At 68.3% G+C, this 15967-nt stretch carries 12 protein-coding genes and 1 tRNA gene; 4 read left to right on the plus strand and 9 right to left on the minus strand.

All coding sequences use genetic code 11. The features are described 5' to 3' along the window. Nucleotides 1–23 precede the first annotated feature (23 nt). The 3 genes from nrdE to nrdH are packed head-to-tail and all read right to left on the minus strand — an operon-like array spanning nt 24 to nt 2828. A complete protein-coding gene (gene nrdE / locus ABEA39_RS07350; RefSeq protein ID WP_345375315.1) occupies nt 24–2129 on the minus strand; it encodes a class 1b ribonucleoside-diphosphate reductase subunit alpha in 2106 nt (701 codons plus the stop codon). A gap of 20 nt (nt 2130–2149) precedes the next feature. Continuing rightward, nucleotides 2150–2566 (minus strand): class Ib ribonucleoside-diphosphate reductase assembly flavoprotein NrdI, encoded by a 417-nt coding sequence (gene nrdI, locus ABEA39_RS07355; RefSeq protein WP_345374925.1) that lies wholly within the window; start codon nt 2564–2566, stop codon nt 2150–2152. 28 nt (nt 2567–2594) lie between these two features. After that, entirely contained in the window at nt 2595–2828 is a 234-nt protein-coding gene (gene nrdH / locus ABEA39_RS07360; protein WP_345374927.1) for a glutaredoxin-like protein NrdH, read from the minus strand. Between the two features lie 414 nt (nt 2829–3242). Between nrdH and ABEA39_RS07365 the strand changes: the two genes are divergently transcribed. The 3 genes from ABEA39_RS07365 to ABEA39_RS07375 all read left to right on the plus strand — a co-directional run bounded on the left by ABEA39_RS07365 (nt 3243) and on the right by ABEA39_RS07375 (nt 5964). Continuing rightward, the gene (locus tag ABEA39_RS07365) at nt 3243–4454 is read left to right on the plus strand and encodes an MFS transporter (RefSeq protein WP_345374929.1); all 1212 of its coding nucleotides are present in this window, start codon (nt 3243–3245) and stop codon (nt 4452–4454) included. Between the two features lie 111 nt (nt 4455–4565). After that, nucleotides 4566–5396, plus strand: coding sequence for an aldo/keto reductase (locus ABEA39_RS07370; RefSeq protein ID WP_345374932.1), 831 nt, complete (start codon nt 4566–4568; stop codon nt 5394–5396). A gap of 40 nt (nt 5397–5436) precedes the next feature. Further along, the gene (locus ABEA39_RS07375) at nt 5437–5964 is read left to right on the plus strand and encodes a ribonuclease H family protein (RefSeq protein WP_345374934.1); all 528 of its coding nucleotides are present in this window, start codon (nt 5437–5439) and stop codon (nt 5962–5964) included. A gap of 143 nt (nt 5965–6107) precedes the next feature. Here ABEA39_RS07375 and ABEA39_RS07380 read toward each other — a convergent pair whose 3' ends face one another. Next, the gene (locus ABEA39_RS07380) at nt 6108–8684 is read right to left on the minus strand and encodes a DEAD/DEAH box helicase (RefSeq protein ID WP_345374936.1); all 2577 of its coding nucleotides are present in this window, start codon (nt 8682–8684) and stop codon (nt 6108–6110) included. Between the two features lie 385 nt (nt 8685–9069). Between ABEA39_RS07380 and ABEA39_RS07385 the strand changes: the two genes are divergently transcribed. Next, complete coding sequence (locus ABEA39_RS07385) at nt 9070–9963, plus strand: NAD-dependent epimerase/dehydratase family protein (protein ID WP_345374938.1); 894 nt, start codon at nt 9070–9072, stop codon at nt 9961–9963. Between the two features lie 32 nt (nt 9964–9995). Here ABEA39_RS07385 and ABEA39_RS07390 read toward each other — a convergent pair whose 3' ends face one another. The 5 genes from ABEA39_RS07390 to ABEA39_RS07410 all read right to left on the minus strand — a co-directional run bounded on the left by ABEA39_RS07390 (nt 9996) and on the right by ABEA39_RS07410 (nt 15786). Further along, the gene (locus ABEA39_RS07390; RefSeq protein ID WP_345374940.1) at nt 9996–11555 is read right to left on the minus strand and encodes a DUF7059 domain-containing protein; all 1560 of its coding nucleotides are present in this window, start codon (nt 11553–11555) and stop codon (nt 9996–9998) included. A gap of 12 nt (nt 11556–11567) precedes the next feature. Continuing rightward, a complete protein-coding gene (locus ABEA39_RS07395; RefSeq protein ID WP_345374943.1) occupies nt 11568–12266 on the minus strand; it encodes an esterase/lipase family protein in 699 nt (232 codons plus the stop codon). A 453-nt stretch (nt 12267–12719) separates the two neighbouring features. Further along, nucleotides 12720–12792, minus strand: a tRNA-Ala gene (locus ABEA39_RS07400). Nucleotides 12793–12842: 50 nt separating this feature from the next. After that, nucleotides 12843–14384 carry a sugar porter family MFS transporter gene (locus tag ABEA39_RS07405; RefSeq protein ID WP_345374945.1) on the minus strand — a complete coding sequence of 514 codons (1542 nt, stop codon included), beginning with the start codon at nt 14382–14384 and terminating at the stop codon, nt 12843–12845. Between the two features lie 241 nt (nt 14385–14625). Further along, on the minus strand, nt 14626–15786 hold the full coding sequence (locus ABEA39_RS07410; protein WP_345374947.1) for a hypothetical protein: 1161 nt from the start codon (nt 15784–15786) through the stop codon (nt 14626–14628). Nucleotides 15787–15967: the final 181 nt, after the last annotated feature.

Consider the following 15967-nt stretch of genomic DNA (forward strand, 5'->3'; position numbering starts at 1 on the left):
GAGTCGCTGCGTCGTAGCCGGGGCTACAGCATGCAGCTGACGCAGCCGTCGACCTCGGTGCCCTCGAGGGCCATCTGGCGGAGACGGATGTAGTAGATGGTCTTGATGCCCTTGCGCCACGCGTAGATCTGCGCCTTGTTGATGTCGCGCGTGGTGGCGGTGTCCTTGAAGAACAGCGTGAGCGAGAGACCCTGGTCGACGTGCTGCGTGGCTGCAGCGTAGGTGTCGATGATCTTCTCCGGGCCGATCTCGTAGGCGTCGGTGTAGTACTCCAGGTTGTCGTTCGACATGAACGGAGCCGGGTAGTACACGCGACCGAGCTTGCCCTCCTTGCGGATCTCGATCTTCGACGCGATCGGGTGGATCGACGACGTCGAGTGGTTGATGTACGAGATCGAACCGGTCGGCGGCACGGCCTGGAGGTTCTGGTTGTAGATGCCGTGCTCCATGACGCTGGCCTTCAGGGCGAGCCAGTCGGCCTGCGTCGGGATGGCGACCTCGTTCTCGGCGAAGAGCGACGCGGCGCGGGGCGTCGTGGTGGTCCACTCCTGCTCCGTGTACTTGTCGAAGAACTCGCCGGACGCGTACTTCGAGTCTTCGAAGCCGCCGAAGGCGACTCCGCGCTCGATGGCGATCCGGTTGGATGCACGGAGCGCGTGATAGAGGACCGTGTAGAAGTAGATGTTCGTGAAGTCGATGGCCTCTTCGCTGCCGTAGTGCACGTGCTCGCGCGCCAGGTAGCCGTGGAGGTTCATCTGACCGAGGCCGATGGCGTGCGACGAGTCGTTGCCGACCTCGATGGAGCGGACGGAGGCGATGTGGCTCATGTCGCTGACGGCGCTCAGACCGCGGATGGCCGTCTCGACCGTGCGCCCGAAGTCGGGCGAGTCCATCGACAGGGCGATGTTCATCGAGCCGAGGTTGCAGCTGATGTCCTTGCCGATCTCGTTGTACGAGAGGTCTTCGTTGAACGTGGTCGGCGTGTTGACCTGGAGGATCTCCGAGCAGAGGTTCGACATGTTGATCCGGCCCTTGATCGGGTTGGCCTTGTTCACCGTGTCTTCGAACACGATGTAGGGGTAGCCCGACTCGAACTGGATCTCGGCGATGGTCTGGAAGAACTCGCGAGCGTTGATCTTGGTCTTCTTGATGCGCGAGTCGTCGACCATCTCGCGGTACTTGTCGCTGATCGAGATGTCGCCGAACGGCACGCCGTAGACACGCTCGACGTCGTAGGGCGAGAAGAGGTACATGTCCTCGCCCTTCTTGGCCAGCTCGAACGTGATGTCGGGCACGACGACGCCGAGGGAGAGCGTCTTGATGCGGATCTTCTCGTCGGCGTTCTCGCGCTTGGTGTCGAGGAACCGCAGGATGTCCGGGTGGTGGGCGCTGAGGTAGACCGCACCGGCGCCCTGGCGCGCACCGAGCTGGTTGGCGTAGCTGAAGCTGTCTTCGAGGAGCTTCATGACGGGGATGATGCCCGAGGACTGGTTCTCGATCTGCTTGATCGGGGCGCCGGCCTCGCGGATGTTCGACAGCGAGAGGGCGACGCCGCCGCCGCGCTTCGAGAGCTGAAGCGACGAGTTGATGCCGCGGGAGATGGACTCCATGTTGTCTTCGATGCGGAGGAGGAAGCAGCTGACGAGCTCGCCGCGCTGGGCCTTCGCCGTGTTGAGGAAGGTCGGCGTCGCGGGCTGGAAGCGGCCGGCGATGATCTCTTCGACGAGGTCGACGGCGAGCTTCTCGTCACCCTGGGCGAGGCCGAGGGCCGTCATGACGACGCGGTCTTCGAAGCGCTCGAGGTAGCGCTTCCCGTCGAACGTCTTGAGCGTGTAGGACGTGTAGTACTTGAACGCGCCGAGGAAGGTCTGGAAGCGGAACTTCTTCGAGTAGGCGAGGTCGTTCAGCTTCTCGATGAAGGCGAAGTCGTACAGGTCGATGGTCGCCTGCTCGTAGTACTCGTTCTCGACCAGGTAGTCGAGGCGCTCCTTCAGGTTGTGGAAGAACACCGTGTTCTGGTTCACGTGCTGAAGGAAGTACTGCTTCGCCGCCTCGCGGTCCTTGTCGAACTGGATCTCCCCGTTCGGGCCGTAGAGGTTGAGCATCGCGTTGAGCGAGTGGTAGTCCATCGCGTTGCTCGGGGCGGCGATCACTTCGAGGTCATCGACTGCTGCGTCCAAAATTGTTCCAATCCGTCTTGTACTGCTTTTACGTCGTCTGGGGTGCCGAAGACCTCGACACGGTAGAGAAGGGGCACGTCGCACTTGGCGGCGACGATGTCGCCGGCAAGGCAGTAGCCCTCACCGAAGTTGGTGTTGCCCGCAGCGATCACGCCGCGGATGAGGGACCGGTTGCCCTCGTCGTTGAGGAACCGGATCACCTGTTTCGGCACGGCCCCCCGATCTTCGCCGCCACCGTAGGTGGGCAGGACGAGGACGTACGGGGAGGTGACGTGGAGCGGTTCGTCGCTCGGGAAGAGGGGGATCCGCTCGGCCGGCACCCCGACCTTCTCCACGAATCGAGCCGTGTTGCCCGAGACGCTGGAGAAGTAGACGAGATTCGTCACGAGACCCCTTCGGGGAGTGAGGAGCCGGTTACGCGATCTGCGCGGCGAGGCCGGCGATCTTGTCGGGACGGAAGCCGCTCCAGTGGTCTTCGTCGGTGACGATGACGGGGGCCTGGAGGTAGCCGAGCGCCTTGACGGTCTCGAGGGCCTTCTCGTCGACGGACACGTCGAAGACTTCGTACTCGATGCCCTTGTTGTCGAGGGCGCGGTAGGTGGCGGTGCACTGCACGCAGGAAGGCTTGCTGTAGACGGTGATTGCCATTGGATTTCCCCTTCGGATTGCTCTGGTTACAACACCGGGAGTAGAGCGGCGATTCCCCTGGAATCGCCCTCTCAGTGCCTGGAATCGGCACTGTCGTTCTCTCGAGCTCTTGTGGCTGTTGCTGCTGGTCGATACTACATCTAGGGGCAGACACTGGAAGGCGCAACTAGATGCAGTGTTACACCGCTGTAATTACGAGGGTGCGTTTATCCACAGGCGTTCTCCCCAGGTCGGGCGGGTTATCCCCGGAAAATGGCCTCTCTGCACACCCTCCTCCACACCACCGACACTGCTTCTGTGGATAACCCGGGCCCCGGACTTTTTTTCGAACCGGCGTGTCGCTCCGGGCGACGATCCGAGCATCCCCCGCCCCGCCTGGTGGGTGTCCGTGGCTCCTTCTAGACTGGCTTCCTCGTGGGCGCCTATTCGAATCTTCTGAAGACGCCGGGGGTCGCTCGGATCATCGCCGCGCAGTTGACCGCCCGGTTCCCGTTCGGCATGCTCTCGCTCGCCTTCCTCCTCCACGTCGAGCACGTCACGCACTCGTACGGCGCCGCCGGCATCGTGCTCGCGGCCACGAGCGTCGGGCAGGCCATCTCCGGGCCGCTGACCAGTCGGTGGATGGGTAGTTGGGGCATGCGACCCGTCCTCGCCCTCACGCTGACGGTGTGCCTCGCGAGCCTCCTGGTCTTCGCGCTCGCACCGCTCACGCTCCCCCTCTTCATGGTGGTGGGCTTCCTCGCCGGGCTGAGCGTGCCTCCGATCCAACCGGCCGTCCGCACCATCTACCCCAAGATGGTCAACTCGACCCAGCTCACTCCTCTCTTCTCCCTCGACGCGTCCGCGCAGGAGATCATCTGGGTCGCCGGCCCCGTCATCACCACCTTCGTCGGAACGCAGGTCTCGACCGTGGCGGCCATCCTCGTCGCGGCGGCCTTCCTGATCGGCGGCGGGCTGTGGTTCATCTTCTCGCCCGAGGTCGGCCGGGTCCGCATCCCCCGGAGCAAGCGGTCCTTCGGCAAGGTGCTCACCCGCCCCACCGTCCTCCTGTCGACGCTCACCGGCTTCCTCCTCATCGGCACCTGCGCAGCCGTCGAGGCCGGCGTCATCAGCGCCTTCGGCGACGGCAGCCCCAATTCCGGGTTCGTGCTGGCGATCTTCGCGATCGGCTCGCTCGCCGGCGGTCTGGCGCTCGGTCACCTGCCGGTCGGCCCGTGGGCCCTGCCCCTCCGCCTGCTGATCGTCTTCGTCGGCATCGTCCTGACACCGATCATGGCCACGAACTTCTGGTGGCTCTGCCTCACCCTCCTCATCGCCGGCATCGGGATCGCACCCGCCCTCGCCACGATGTTCGCGATCGTCTCGTCGAGCGTCAGGTTCAGCGACACCGCCGAGGCCTACGGCTGGGCCGGCACGGGGCAGCTCATCGGCGCCGCCATCGGGTCGGCCATCGCGGGGGCGCTCATCGACCGGATGGGCACGGTCGGCGGCCTGTACGTCGCCGGCGTCTTCGCCCTCGTCGGGGTCCTCGTACCGACGGTGTTCAAGCGCGTCCTCCCCGATCTGCGCGGGAGTGACGCGAGTCCGCTGGCCGACACCGAGCCGGTCCCGATCCAGGCGAGCTGAGGGCGACGCCGGGTTCCTGCACGACCCGGCCCGAGCATCCCCCGACCTGAACATCCGGCGAATGGCCGTGGCCGTCGCGCGCGCGGCGGCTCGACGGTCGATAATCGACACATGACCGACAGCGCCGTCCCCTCCGTCCGCCTCAACGACGGCAACAGCATCCCCCAACTCGGGCTGGGCGTGTACAAGGTCGATGACGACGGAGCCGAGCAGGCCTGCCTCTCCGCGCTCGAGGTGGGCTACCGGCACCTCGACACCGCGTCGTACTACGGCAACGAGGCCGGTGTCGGCCGGGCGCTCAAGGCGTCCGGGCTCGCGCGCGACGACGTCTACGTCACCACCAAGGTCTGGAACGACCAGCAGGGCTTTGAATCGACTCTCGCGTCGTTCGACCAGAGCATGGAGAAGCTCGGTCTCGACGTCGTCGACCTGTATCTGATCCACTGGCCGGCACCCAAGCAGGACCTCTACGTCGAGACGTATCGCGCTCTCGAGAAGATCCGCGAGGAGGGGCGCGCCCGGTCGATCGGCGTGTCCAACTTCCAGACGCACCACCTCGAGCGCCTGCTCGGCGAGACCGACGTCGTGCCCGTGATCAACCAGATCGAGGTGCAGCCATGGCTGCAGCAGCGGGAGCTGCGCGAGTTCGGCGACGCCCGCCACATCGTGACCGAGGCGTGGTCGCCTCTGGCCCGCGGGCGGATCCTCGACGACGCCCTCCTGCTGCAGCTCGCGGCGAAGCACGGCAAGTCGACCGCGCAGATCGTCATCCGCTGGCACCTCCAGACGGGTCTCGTCGTCATCCCGAAGTCGGTCACGCCCTCGCGCATCGCCGAGAACTTCGACGTCTTCGGATTCGAGCTCGACGCCGACGACCTGGCTGCCATCGCCGGGCTCGACTCGGGCGAGCGCGTCGGGTCGCACCCCGATCACGTCGGCTGACCCCGGTAGCGTGGGTGCGCACCCACGAGCTAGGAGCCCCATGACCATCACCGCCGCCGCAGACGGATCCGCCCTCGGCAACCCCGGCCCCGCCGGCTGGGCCTGGTACGTGGACGACGACCGGTGGGCTGCCGGCGGCTGGCCTCGCAACACCAACAACGTCGGCGAGCTCACCGCCGTGCTCGAACTCCTGCGCGCGACGGCCGACGAGCCCGACGACCTGCACATCCTCTGCGACAGCCAGTACGCCATCAAGGCCTGCACCGAGTGGATGGCGGGCTGGAAGCGCAAGGGCTGGCGCAAGGCCGACGGCAAGCCGGTCATGAACGTCGAGATCATCAAAGAGCTCGATCAGGCACTGCAGGGGCGCCGCGTCCGGTTCGAGTGGGTCAAGGGCCACGTCGGGCACGAGATGAACGAGGCCGCCGACGTCCGGGCACGCGGCGCCGCCGAGGCGTTCCAGGCCCGTCGTCCCGCTCCCTCCGGCCCCGGCTGGCCCGGCAAGCCGGTCACCACCGTCTCCGCCGAGGCCGCCGCGTCACCCGAGCCGCCCGCCACCCTCTTCTAGCCGGAACCGCGTCGCAAATCGCGAGTGAAACGCTCCGGCCTCGCACGCTTCGCGGTCGCCTGCGGGGGTGCTGCCGCAGATCACTCGACATGTGCGAACAGACCGGAAGAGCAGGGGCGAGAGCGCGGGATGCACGACCCCCGTCAGACGGAAGCCACCGGCCCGACGGCGGTCACCCGCAGCACCGCGAGCCCCTGCTCGTTCGACTCCGCCAGGTCGATCGTGCCGCTGATGCCCCAGTCGTGGTCGCCCTCGGGGTCGTCGAAGATCTGGCGCACCTCCCACACCGTGGGCTCCTCCGTCACGACGAGCATCGCGGCCGAGCGGGCCGACGGGCCGGTGCCGATCGACGCGTATTCGTCGTAGTAGCGGTCGAGCGCGGCGCCCCACTCGTCGACGCCGAAGCCGGCCGCCGCGTCGAGTTCGCCGAGGGCCGTGGCGTCGTCGAGCGCGGCGAGCTGCACCCGCCGGAACAGCTCGTTCCGCACCAGCACGCGGAACGCGCGGTGGTTGCCGGTGAGGGTCCGCAGGACGGGCGGCACGATCGCGTCGTGCGATTCGACCTCGCTGGGGTTGATCATCTCCTCCCACTCGTCCAGCAGCGACGAGTCGACCTGCCGCACGAGCTCGCCGAGCCACTCGATGATGTCGAGGAGATCGTCGGTCTTGGCCTCGTTCGGGATGGTCTGCCGGAGGGCCCGATAGGCGTCGGAGAGGTAGCGCAGCACGAGCCCCTCCGAGCGGGCCAGGCCGTAGAAGTTCACGTAGTCGCCGAACGTCATCGCCCGCTCGTAGAGGTCGCGGACCACGGCCTTTGGTGACAGCTCGAAGTCGCCGATCCAGGGCTGCGACGCCTTGTAGGTCTCGAACAGGGCCGTCAGGAGTTCGTCGAGGGGCTTCGGCCAGGTGATCTGCTCGAGCAGCTCCATCCGCTGGTCGTACTCGATGCCCTCCTGCTTCATCGCGGCCACGGCCTCGCCGCGGGCCTTGAACTGCTGCTGCGACAGGATCGGCCGGGGGTCGTCGAGAGTCGACTCGACGACGGAGACCATGTCGAGCGCATACGTGTCGGACTCCGGGTCGAGCACCTCGAACGTCGCCAGCGCGAACGGCGACAGCGGCTGGTTCAGGGCGAAGTTCGGCTGCAGGTCGACGGTCAGGCGGATGGACGGGGCGGCGACCGACCCGTCGGCGAGGGTCGCGCCCGGAATCTGTTCGACGACGCCGGATTCGCGCAGCGCCCGGTAGATCGAGATCGCCTGGCGGGCCAGGGCGAAGCGGGCGGGGGCGGACGAGTGGTTGTCGAACACCAGCGAGCGCACGTTCGCGAACGCGTCGCCGCCTCGGGCGATGACGTTGAGCATCATCGCGTGCGTGATCTGCATGCTCGACGTCAGCGGCTCGGGGTCGGCGTCGATCAGCTTGAAGAACGACGGCTCGCCCCACGAGACGAAGCCCTCCGGCGCCTTCTTGCGGATGATCTTCCGCTTCTTCTTCGGGTCGTCGCCGGCTCGCTTGATCTGGGCGAGGTTCTCGATCTCGTGCTCGGGCGCTTCGAGGGTCACCGTCCCGGCCGTGTCGTACCCGGCTCGACCCGCGCGCCCTGCGACTTGATGGAACTCGCGGGCGGTGAGCTGTCGCATCCTCGTCCCGTCGAATTTCGTCAGCGCTGTGAGCAGGACGGTGCGGATGGGCACGTTGATGCCCACGCCGAGGGTGTCGGTGCCGCAGATGACCCGGAGGAGCCCGCGCTGGGCGAGCTGCTCGACGAGCCTGCGGTATTTCGGCAGCATGCCGGCGTGGTGGACGCCGATGCCGGCCCGCACCAATCGATTGAGGGTCTTGCCGAAGCCGGTCGAGAAGCGGAACCCGGCGATCAGCGAGGCGATCTCGTCGCGCTGCTCGCGGGTGGCGATCTTGATGCTCGAGAGTGCCTGCGCGCGCTCGAGGGCGGCGGCCTGCGAGAAGTGCACCACGTAGATCGGCGCCTCGCCGGTGGAGAGCAGCTCTTCGACGGTCTCGTGCACGGGTGTCGTCGCGTAGAAGTAGTGCAGGGGCACGGGGCGTTCGACACCGGTGACGAGAGCGACCGGCTTGCCGGTGCGGCGCTCCAGGTCGTCGGTGATCGGGCGGACGTCGCCGAGCGTGGCGGACATGAGCAGGAACTGCACTCGCGGCAGCAGGAGCAGCGGCACCTGCCAGGCCCAGCCGCGCGACGGGTCGGCGTAGAAGTGGAACTCGTCCATCACGACCTGCTCGACGTCGGCGTCGGCGCCGTGACGAAGAGCGAGGTTGGCGAGGATCTCGGCCGTGCAGCAGATGATGGGCGCGTCGGAGTTCACCGACGAGTCGCCGGTGACCATGCCGACGTTCTCCGGCCCGAACAGCTCGACCAGAGCGAAGAACTTCTCGCTGACCAGCGCCTTGATCGGCGCCGTGTAGTAGCTGCGCCGCCCCTGTGCGAGGGCGACGAAGTGCGCCCCGGCGGCGACGAGCGACTTGCCGGTGCCCGTCGGAGTGCTGAGCACGACGTGCCCGCCGCTGACGAGCTCGATCATCGCCTCGTCTTGAGCGGGATAGAGCGGCAGCCCGCGGCGCTCGGCCCAGGACGCGAAGTCGAGGTAGACCTGGTCGGCGTCGAACTCGCCGTCGCCCTTGGTGTCGTTCGGGCCGTAGTACTCGGCGAGGAGGGCGGCGAGGGGCGGCTTCGTGTCGGACATGATGTCTCCATCGTGCCCTACCGGCGAAGGGCGAGGCGCCGGGGGATGCCCGGACCGCTCTTCGGAAGAGTGCGCCTCCGTCGACGACCGTGACGGTCGGACAGAGGCGCACACATGCTCCTGGTGATCACGGCCGCCCGGAATCGGATCAGGTGACTACGCGCAGCCGAAGCCAGTGGTGAGCATGTTCGCTTCGGTAACCAGCCGAAAGCACCTCCAAGCTATATGTTTCCGTATGGATGCACGGGGTGATTTCTGGGGTGATAGACAGCGCAGTCCTCCCCCGCGGCTCGTCGGAAACCCGAGGACGACCCGGGCTCGCGTGCTGTAGACAGGACGGACAGCCCCCTGATCCCGCCGGCCATTCCGGCAGAAGGAGTCGACGATGTCGTCCACCACCTCGCCCGCCACTCGTGTCGTCGTCACCGGCGGATCCGGAAAACTCGGTCGGGCGGTCGTCCGCGACCTGGCCGAGCACGGCTACGAGGTCGTCCTGCTCGACCGCGTCCCCTCCCCCGACCCCGTCGACGGCGTGACGTTCGTCAAGGTCGACCTGTCGGACTACGGCCAGGTGATCCAGGCTCTGACGTCCGTCGACGACCGCTACGACCACATCGACGCGGTCGTGCACCTCGCGGCGATCCCGGCGCCGGGGATCATCCCCAACGCGGCGCTCTTCACGAACAACGTGACCGCCAGCTACAACGTCTTCGCCGCCGCTCGGGCCGCCCACATCCGCAACGTCGTCTGGGCGTCGAGCGAGACGCTTCTTGGCATCCCCTTCGACATCGACCCGCCGTACATCCCCGTGGACGAGAACTACCCCGTGCGCCCCGAGAGCTCGTACTCGCTGGGCAAGGCCGTCGAGGAGGAGATGGCCCGCCACTTCACGCGCTGGGACCGCCAGCTCAAGCTCATCGGCCTCCGCTTCTCGAACGTCATGGACGACTCCGACTACGAGGCGTTCCCGTTCGACGAGACGCCCGAACCGCGGTCGTTCAACCTGTGGTCGTACATCGACTCCCGCGACGGGGCGCAGGCCGTGCGCCGTGCCCTCGAATCCGACCTGGTCGGCTTCGAGGCGTTCGTCATCGCCGCCTCCGACACCGTGATGAACACGCCCACGGCCGTTCTGGCCGACCGGTTCCTGCCCGACGTCGAGCGCCGCTCCTCTCTGGAGGACAACACGCCGATGCTGTCCAGCGACAAGGCCCGCGACCTGCTCGGCTTCGTGCCCGAGTACTCCTGGCGCGGCTGGGGCGACCGCGTCGGGCACTGATCCCGGGGCGGTCGGGCAACGACCGGAGGCGGCTAGACCCGCAGCATCCCCACGGCGACGAGGTCGCGGACACGAGGCACGAGCTCTCCGCGCAGCGCGTCCTCGTCGGCGTCCAGCAACTGCGCGAGCGCTCCGACGATGGCGCCGACGCTGAGCTCACCGTCGCAGGCGCCGACGAGGCCGGAGAGCGCCGTGCCCGACTCCACCGCACGCCCGAACCCGCCGCCCTGCCGCAGCGTGATGACGGTGGGGTCGTCGTTGCCCGGCCAGTAGTGGCGCTCCTCCGTCACGTCGCCGGCGACGCGCAGGGGCACGAGCAGGAGCTCGTCGTCGGACACCTCGCGGAGCCAGTCCTGCGCGTCGAGACAGGCGAGGAGGTGGGATCCGAGCCCCAGATCGTTGGAGCCGAGCGCGGATGCCAGGCGCTCCACCGTCTCGAGGCCATGGGCACGGGGATCCCCCGGTCGTCGCAGCGTCACATAGCCGAAGCCGACCTCGGTGACGCCCCGATCGGCGAAGTCGTCGAGCCAGGCCTCGTAGAGCCGCTCGAAGTCGGGCGTGCCGGGTCGGGTGCCGCCGTCGCGGATCCAGGTCTCGGAGTACGCCGCGACGTCTTGAACCTCGCGTTCGACGACCCAGACGTCGAGCGGCTGCTCGCCCCGCGCCGCCCAGTCGAGCACCGAGTAGGCGCCTCGCTTGCCGCGGCCGCCGGTCTCCCAGTTGCCGAGGAGCTGCGCGACGCCGCCGGGGTTCAGGTGCGCGGCCGCCTCCGCCACGACGGTCGCGACGAGGGCGTCGCCGACCATGCCGCCGTCGCGGTACTCGTACGTCGGCACGCCCTCGGCACGCGGCGTGATGACGAACGGCGGGTTCGAGACGATGTGGTCGAAGCGCTCCCCCGCGACCGGCTCGAACAGGCTGCCGAGACGGAACTCGATGCCGTCGATCAGGTTGAGGGCGACGTTGAACCGGGCGAAGACGAGAGCCCGCTCGGAGATGTCGGTGGCGACGACGCGGCGGGCGTGCCGCGCGGCGTGCATGGCCTGGATGCCGCAGCCCGTGCCCAGGTCGAGCGCCGTGTCGACCGCCCGCGGGATCATCAGCCCGCTCAAGGTGTTCGAGGCGCCGCCGATGCCCAGCACGTGGTCTTCGCGGAGGGGCCCCTGCAGGGCCATCTCACCCAGGTCGGAGGCCACCCACCAGTTCGCCTCGCCGGACGCGTCCACGAACGAATAAGGGCGAAGGTCGACCCGGGGATGCACGTCCTGCCCCTCGACGGAGATCAGCCCCAATTCGGCGGCGCCTTCGAGCCCCAGCGTCGGCAGGGCCGCGGCCACGGCGTGCGCGGGCTGCGCGTACCCGAGCACGAACAGCAGTGCGAGCGTGTCGGACGCCTGCTCCTCGGCACTGGTCGGGACCCGGCTCGCGAGGGCCCGTCGCGCTGCGAGGCGCTCGCCCCGGAACAGCGCGGCACCGCCGCTGGCGCCCCAGGCGCCGGCTCCGCTCAGACGGGCGACGGTGAAGAGGGAGCGGCCGAGGTCGTCGCGGAGGCGCGCGAGGAGGTCGGGCGAGGACTGCAGGTCGTCAGGCACCCGACCATCCAACTACACGCCGGTGGTGCCGGAGTCCGCGACCTCGAGCACGGTCGCGATGGTGCGGGGGTGGGCGAGGATCCGGAAGTGGCCTCCCGCGTGCAGTCGGACGTTGCGAGCGCCCACGAGTTCGCTGCCCTCCGGGATGTGCGGATCGAACTCGCCGTAGATCGAGACGATGCGAGCGTTGATCGCCTGATTCCTCGCGAGCAGGAGGGTGGTCGGATCGCGGGGCGAGAACGCGCGGATGCTCTTCAGCAGGAGGTAGGGCGCGTACCGGGATCCGGAGAACGGCGTGCAGACGGCCACCATGGCATCGACCCGGTGCGCGTCGTCGAGCATCGCCATCACGTACTTGCCGATCAGACCGCCCTTGCTGTGGGCGAGCAGCACGACGTCGTGGAGATCGTGGTCCAGCACGTAGGCGGCGACCTCCTTCGCCGTGTCGGCGACGGGCCGGCCGTTCCAGGCGAGGGCGTCCAGCACGTGCACCGGGTGGCCGGCCGCGTGGACGTGCGCGATGAGCGGGCGGAGGAACGCCCAGGTCTCCCAGACGCCGGGCAGGACGACCACGGGGCGCCCCTCGCCGGAGAGGTAGGTGGGTGCATCCCGCGGGCCGGTGATCGCCCTGAGCTGCCAGTAGGCGGCGAACGCGTAGTCGGCGACCCACCAGCGGGCGTCGCGGGCGAGCAGGCGGAGGCGGGAGGTCATGGCCCGCTGGACGCTACTCCCGCGCGACGCGCGACGCGCGACGTCTCACGGACTCGTGGACGTGCCGCGGCACGTCTCGACGACCGTCATACGGCGCGCGGCGCCGGGTCGGGGCGCGGCTGCGGCCTCGCCCATCGGAGAACCCACCCGCACCCTCGTCCCCGCGAAAACCCCCCTGTCGACAAGGGTGCCTCGCGGCCCCCAGGGTGCGCCTCCGCGGGACGAGGGTGCACCTCCGCGCGACCAGGGTGCACCTCCCCATTCGGGAGCGAAGCGACCCTTCAGCTGTTCTGACAAGCACACGAGAAATGGCCCCTCGGGAACGCGCTGAGCGCGGAACACCGAAGAGCCATTCGGGAGCGAAGCGACCCCTTCAGTTGTTCTGACAAGCACAAGGAAAATGGCCCCTCCGGAAAGCGCTCTGCGCTGACGACGGAGGAGCCATTTGCATCGTGGAGCTAAGGGGATTCGAACCCCTGACCTTCTCATTGCGAACGAGACGCGCTACCAACTGCGCCATAGCCCCAAACTGCGTTGCAACGATATCACTGTTGCGAGGCAGTCCTGAACACGCGGCTACCGCTCCCGGCGGGGCACCCGCCGCGACGCATCGGCGTCGGCGGCCTCTAAGCGCTTGGCCGCATCCGCCTCGCTGGCGGCGTGCGAGACGATCTCGATGGCGCCGGTGGGAGCGTCCACGCGCATGTGGGTCTCGATGTCCTGCAGCGAGGCGCCGCGGGTCTCGGGCACGAATTTGAAGACGAAGAGGATGCCCAGCACACCGATCACGGCGAAACCGATGAACGTGATCCCGCCGCCGACCTTGGCCACCACGGGAAGGAACGCCAGGGAGACCGCGAAGTTCGTGAGCCAGAGGAAGAGGCCGGCGATGCCCATGCCGAGACCGCGGATCTGCGCCGGCACGAGCTCGGAGATGATCAACCAGGTCGTCGTGGCGACGGCCGCCTGCTGGAACGCCAGGAAGACGACCATGAGCCCCAGCGTGACGAAGGCGAGGGCGGTGGAGTCCTTGCTGTACGGGTACATGATGCCGAGGGCGATGAGTGACAGGACCCCGCCGGCCGAACCGCCGATGAGGAGCCGGCGGCGCTTGACCTTGTCGACGAGGCGCAGGCCGATGATCGTCGCGGCGACGCTGACGATGCCGATGGAGATCGACGACAGGACGGCGACGCCGCTCGAGAGGCCGCTCTGCACGAGCAGGGTCGGTGCGAAGTAGATGACGGTGTTGACGCCGGTGATCTGCTGCAGGATCGCGATGCCGATGCAGATCAGCAGCGTGCGGGTGATCCACCACTCGGAGAGCCCGCGGATCCCCTTGCTGCTGGCCGATTCGGCTTCTCTCCCGAGACGGATGGCCGCGAGCTCTTTGCGAGAGGCCTCGGCGCTGTGCCCCCGACGGAGCACAGCGAGCGCTTTCTCGTCGCGCCCCTTGCGCTGGTACCAGGCGGGCGTGTCGGGCAGGAACAGCATGCCGAGCACCAGGACGATGGCGGGCACCGCGGCGATGCCGAGCATCCATCGCCAGGCCCCCGAGGGCGCGAGGAGCGCGTTGACGATATAGGCCACGAGCTGCCCCGTGACGATCATGAGCGTGTTCAGCGACACGAGCCGACCGCGGACGGACGACGGGGCCATCTCGGAGATGTAGAGCGGCACGATGATCGACGCGATGCCGACGGCGATGCCGAGGACGGCGCGGCTGCCGATGAGCACTCCGTAGTCGAGAGCCAGGGCACTGCCGGCGGTGCCGACGATGAAGACGATGCCGGCGACGATGAGGGCCATGCGGCGCCCGAGCGCGTCGGCGACGCGGCCGCCGAGGACGGCGCCGAGGGCCGCCCCGATGAGGAGGATGCTCGTGACGAGACCCTCTGCGGCCGCATCGAGGTGGAAGGCCGGCTTGATGTAGAGCAGCGCGCCCGAGATGACCCCGGTGTCGTACCCGAAGAGCATGCCGCCGATGGCCGCCATGACGGCGACGTTGCGGATGAACGCCCGCCGGGCCTTGGGGCTGACGGGAGCGTGCTCAGCCGGGTCGACGTCGTGCTGCCCCTCGCCGACCGACGGAAGGACTCCGGTCTCGACGGTCGTCATCGGATGACGATCGTCGTGCGGATCGTGCTGCTCGGTCGGCTCGGTATGGTGCGTCTGCGACACGTCTCTCCATCGTTCTCGGGCGGAATGCCCCAGCACCGTCGGTGAGACATCGGTGGATTCGACCAGCGAAGCCACACAATGTTCTGACAAACGTACGCCCCTGTGGCTGCCAGCGCCCAATCGGTGGCAGCCGGCCGGGGTACGTCGAGACGGGTGGGGTCGCCGGAATCCGAGGACGTCAGACCGCGCGGCGGCGGCGGAGGATCTCGTCGAGCTGGATCTCCTGGGTCTCGTTCTCGTCGAGGAATCCCATGCGCGCGAATCGGCTTTCGGGTCGTGGCGCCCGGTCGACCGAGGCGGCGGGCGCCGCGGCCGGGGTCTTGTTCGGAGAGCGGTCGACGTCGACGTCGACGTCGAGGTCGATGTCAACCGGAGCCGGTGCGGCGGAGACGATGCGCACGGGCGACTCCTGGCGACGACGACTGGCATCCAGCGCGGCCTCGGCGAGCGCGACCTCGCGGAGCGCCTCGTGCTGGGCTTCGAGGGCGGCTTCCTGCTGAGCCCGACGGAGGTCGTCGACCGAGCTGGCAGCAGAGGCGCGCAGGGCGTCGACGTCGGCCTGGGAGACCGGCGACGCGGGCGCGGCGGAGGAGCGGGCGAGACCTCGCACGCTGCCGCGACGGAGGTAGAGCGGGCGCGGGACGGGCACCGGGGTCCAGGTGCGCTCGGCCTCGACGGCGGCACGTGCATCCCGCGCTTCGAGGTGGGCGACAGCCGTGGTGCGGGGTGCGAAGTCCTGCAGTGCCTGGGCCTGGACGGGCTCGGCGACGACGGACTCCGGAGCGGCCTGAGAACGACGGGCGCGAGCGCGCGAGACGGCGGCGAGCTGGGTGAGCACGGCGACCGATCCGGCCCCGAAAACGAGGCCGGCCGCGAGCAGGAGCCAGTCGGAGGCGAGGTTCACAACTCCGAAGACGAAGGCGACGAGCGAGGCCACGAGCACCAGGGTCGCCACGAGGCGGGTGCGGCGGAGGCGGCGGGCGGCGAGCGCAGGCTGGTTCGCGGCGGCGCGGAGCACGGGGGCCGTCGCGGCCAGTTCGCGTGTGATGGCGCGCTGACGGGCGGCCTCTTGGGCACGGCGGATGGCTTCGCGCTTCGCCGATTCGGAGCGGAGGATGCGCTGGGCCGAGGCCACGGACCGCGCGTTCGCCTCGATGTGGATCTCTTCGGGGACTTCGCTGGTCTCGGCCAGGATCCGCAGGGTCTGCTGCAGCCGCACGGCGTTCCTCTCGGTCGCGAGGTATTCCTGTCGCTTGTGCCAGGAGGGGATCAGGTAGGCGAGCCAGAGCAGCGCGACGAGCCCGAGGACGATGCCTCCACCCCATGACCCGATTCCCATGGTGGCAAGGGTAGGAGCGGCGTGGCACCCGGCGCGGTTCATCGGAGGGTGTGTCCGTGGCCTTTCGGCCGGCGACCCGCGGAATCTGAAATACAGAAAACTCTTGACGCTTCGCGTTTTGTATTTTACATTCGATGTATTCGCTCGACCCGACCGAATCCGAACCCACTCCAGAAGGACT

It is taken from the genome of Frondihabitans cladoniiphilus (assembly GCF_039544345.1).
In the GTDB taxonomy this organism is placed as follows: domain Bacteria; phylum Actinomycetota; class Actinomycetes; order Actinomycetales; family Microbacteriaceae; genus Frondihabitans; species Frondihabitans cladoniiphilus.

Excerpts from the sequence above, each read along its gene's own strand:
- ABEA39_RS07370 (WP_345374932.1), top strand. The coding sequence starts at position 4,566 with ATGACCGACAGCGCCGTCCCCTCCGTCCGCCTCAACGACGGCAACAGC.
- ABEA39_RS07375 (WP_345374934.1), top strand. The coding sequence starts at position 5,437 with ATGACCATCACCGCCGCCGCAGACGGATCCGCCCTCGGCAACCCCGGC.
- nrdE (WP_345375315.1), bottom strand. The coding sequence starts at position 2,129 with ATGGACTACCACTCGCTCAACGCGATGCTCAACCTCTACGGCCCGAAC.
- ABEA39_RS07395 (WP_345374943.1), bottom strand. The coding sequence starts at position 12,266 with ATGACCTCCCGCCTCCGCCTGCTCGCCCGCGACGCCCGCTGGTGGGTC.
- nrdH (WP_345374927.1), bottom strand. The coding sequence starts at position 2,828 with ATGGCAATCACCGTCTACAGCAAGCCTTCCTGCGTGCAGTGCACCGCC.
- ABEA39_RS07405 (WP_345374945.1), bottom strand. The coding sequence starts at position 14,384 with ATGACGACCGTCGAGACCGGAGTCCTTCCGTCGGTCGGCGAGGGGCAG.
- ABEA39_RS07380 (WP_345374936.1), bottom strand. The coding sequence starts at position 8,684 with ATGTCCGACACGAAGCCGCCCCTCGCCGCCCTCCTCGCCGAGTACTAC.
- ABEA39_RS07410 (WP_345374947.1), bottom strand. The coding sequence starts at position 15,786 with ATGGGAATCGGGTCATGGGGTGGAGGCATCGTCCTCGGGCTCGTCGCG.
- ABEA39_RS07385 (WP_345374938.1), top strand. The coding sequence starts at position 9,070 with ATGTCGTCCACCACCTCGCCCGCCACTCGTGTCGTCGTCACCGGCGGA.